This is a genomic window from Candidatus Sulfotelmatobacter sp., assembly GCA_035498555.1.
Taxonomy (GTDB): domain Bacteria; phylum Eisenbacteria; class RBG-16-71-46; order RBG-16-71-46; family RBG-16-71-46; genus DATKAB01.
The window spans coordinates 1-2,741 of sequence record DATKAB010000141.1; the positions used below are offsets into that span (position 1 = coordinate 1).

At 68.6% G+C, this 2,741-nt stretch carries 4 protein-coding genes; 3 read left to right on the forward strand and 1 reads right to left on the reverse strand.

The window, feature by feature from the left end; genetic code table 11:
* Together VMJ70_12070 and VMJ70_12075 are read left to right on the forward strand one after the other, a co-directional pair.
* A partial coding sequence (locus tag VMJ70_12070; protein HTO91859.1) for a LysR substrate-binding domain-containing protein occupies positions 1-253 on the forward strand: 253 nt, incomplete at its 5' end.
* A 78-nt stretch (positions 254-331) separates the two neighbouring features.
* Positions 332-1,060, forward strand: coding sequence for an SDR family NAD(P)-dependent oxidoreductase (locus tag VMJ70_12075; GenBank protein HTO91860.1), 729 nt, complete (start codon positions 332-334; stop codon positions 1,058-1,060).
* Between the two features lie 13 nt (positions 1,061-1,073).
* Here VMJ70_12075 and VMJ70_12080 read toward each other — a convergent pair whose 3' ends face one another.
* Positions 1,074-1,820 carry a class I SAM-dependent methyltransferase gene (locus VMJ70_12080; GenBank protein HTO91861.1) on the reverse strand — a complete coding sequence of 249 codons (747 nt, stop codon included), beginning with the start codon at positions 1,818-1,820 and terminating at the stop codon, positions 1,074-1,076.
* 92 nt (positions 1,821-1,912) lie between these two features.
* On the opposite strand from VMJ70_12080, the gene VMJ70_12085 reads away from it, so the two are divergent.
* Entirely contained in the window at positions 1,913-2,560 is a 648-nt protein-coding gene (locus tag VMJ70_12085) for a dihydrofolate reductase family protein (GenBank protein ID HTO91862.1), read from the forward strand.
* Positions 2,561-2,741 lie beyond the last annotated feature (181 nt).

The window sequence follows — 2,741 nt, forward strand, 5'->3', positions numbered from 1 at the left end:
CGCCGGCGCTCGCGTGGCGCTCGAGACCAACAGCACGCACGCACTGCTGGCGGCGGCCCAGGCGGGTGCAGGTTTCGCCGTTCTGCCTCGCTTCGTCGCGAGAGAATGCGAAGATCTCGTCGAGGTCTCCGAGCCGGTCGCCGAGCACGACGCGTGGCTCATCACCCACCCCGAATTCCGCCGCGACCCCCGAGTGCGCGCGGCGGCCGATTTCCTGAAGGAGATTGCCTCGGGGGCGACCGGGCTTTGCTGAGCCCCCCCGACTTCGAGCTCGTGCGTTAGACTCCAGCTCCAGGGCCGTTCACCGTCACCCGCGGAGCGCGCACGAATCATGAAGCTCACCGGCAACAAGATCCTGATCACCGGCGGCGCCTCGGGCATCGGCCTGGGGCTCGCGGAGCGCTTCGCGCGCGAGAACAATCGCGTGATCGCTTGCGGGCGGCGGCCCGAGGCGCTGCGCGCCGCGGCCGAGCGCGTGCCGGGTCTCGTCACGCGCGAATGCGATCTGTCGGCAAGCGCCGGGCGGGTCGAGCTCTATCGCTGGGTCGCCGCCGAGCATCCGGATCTAAGCGTGCTGGTGAACAACGCCGGCACCCAGAACTGGATGGCGCCCACCGACGAGCGCTTCGCCGAGCGGGCGCACGACGAGATCGCGATCAACGTCGAGGCCCCGATTCACCTCGCCAGCTTATTCCTCGCGCTCGCGGCGCTCGCGACGATCGTCAACGTCACGTCGGGACTCGGGTTCGTACCGCTCGCGAAGGTGCCGGTCTACTCGGCGACCAAGGCGTTTCTGCACTCGTACACGCTGTCGCTCCGCGAGCTGGTGAGGGGGCGCGGCATCGAGGTCGTCGAGCTGATTCCGCCGGCACTCAACACCGATCTCGGCGGCAAGGGACTGCACGATCACGCTCCGCCCGTGGCGGATTTTATCGAGGCGGTGTTCGATCAGCTCGCGGCCGGAAGAACCACCGTGACCTTCGGCTTCACCGAAGGCCTGAGCCAGGCCGGCCAGGACGTGTTCCAGCCGATCTTCGCGCGGATGAACTCGGCGCGCTGAGCGCCACCGCCACTCAGCTCACGAGGCCGATCGCGCCGTGGAGCGGCCAGCGGACGGCTCGCTCGAGGCCGGGATCGCCCCACGCGCGTGCAAGATCGGCACGGACGATCTCGACCGGATCGCCACCGCGACGCTTCACCCAGGCCTGGCTTGCCGACCAGGTGCGCATGTAGTCGAGCAGATCTCCGAGTTGCATGCGCCCCTCCGCTTCGAGGCGCGGCCACGGCAGTCGCTCGAAGGGAAAATCGAGATCGCGGTATTCCTGGCGATTGACCTCGAATCCCGGCGGCCAGAAGTCGCCGACCACTTCGTTCGCGAATCGGATCACGAGTTGGTCCACCGCCGGCGCGATTCGCGAGGCATAGTACGACCAGACGGCGAGAATCGCGCCCGGGCGTGCGACGCGCCGCACTTCGGAATAGAAGCGCGGGCGATCGAACCAGTGGATCGCCGCCGACACGGTGACCAGATCCATGCAGCGATCGCGAAACGGTGCCGCCTCGGCGGCCGCGGCCACCCGATGCAGGCCGCGCGCGAAGCTCGAGCGCGCCAGCTGGCGCACGCTCGAATCGGTGGCCAGCACTTCGCGGAACCGGCGAGCCAGGCTGAGCGAGGCCTGGCCACTTCCCGCGCCGCAGTCCCAGGCGCGCTCGCGCCGCTCGACCAGCCGCTCGAGGTGATCGAACAGCGCCTCGGGGTATGCGGGCCGGACGCGCGCGTAGTCGTCGGCGCGATCGCCAAACAGGTCGGGTCGGCTCATGGGGCGAGGCGCATCATAGCGTGCTCGCTGCCTCGCGGACGGCTAGACTGCGCGGCCATCGGGAACCCACCGGACTCATTCGGAGAACATCCATGTCCGAACTTCGCGTCTGCTGTTTCGGAGTCTCGATCGATGGGTTCGCTGCCGGGCCGGACCAGAGTCTCGAGCACCCGCTCGGCGAGCGCGGGATGGAGATCATGGACTGGGTCTTTCACACGCGCTACTGGTGCCGGGAACACGGCCTCGAGGGCGGCGAAGAAGGCGTGGACAACGACATGGCGGTTCGCAGCTTCGAAAGCATCGGCGCATGGATCCTCGGACGCAACATGTTCGGCCCGATCCGAGGGCCCTGGCCCGACGAGCAATGGAAGGGCTGGTGGGGCGAGGAGCCGCCGTACCACACGCCGGTGTTCGTGCTCACGCACCACGCGCGCGCGCCGATCGTGATGAAGGGCGGAACGGAATTCCGTTTCGTGACCGACGGGATTCGTTCGGCGCTCGCTCAGGCCAGGGCCGCGGCCGGCGGCCGAGACGTGCGAATCGGCGGCGGGGTCGCCACCGTCCGGCAGTACCTCGAGGCCGGGCTGATCGACGAGCTCCACCTGGCGGTGAGCCCGATGCTCATGGGACGCGGGGAGAGTCTCTTCGAGAGACTTGACCTCCCGGCGCTGGGCTACCAGTGCTCGAAGAGCGTCCACGGCCGGCGGGCGAATCACGTGTTTCTCACGAAACGCGGCTGAGTTCGCGCCCTGGGGCGAACAGAAGGCTTGGCCCGGCCCACACCTCGGCCCTATCCTCCGCTCATGCTGGAGCAGGACTTCCCCCGCGACTTCGGCTCCCTCGAGCCGATCTTCGGGTTCGTCCGCAGCTTCCTCGCCGCCCGCGGCATCGACGATCGCCATGCCTGGGACCTCGATCTGA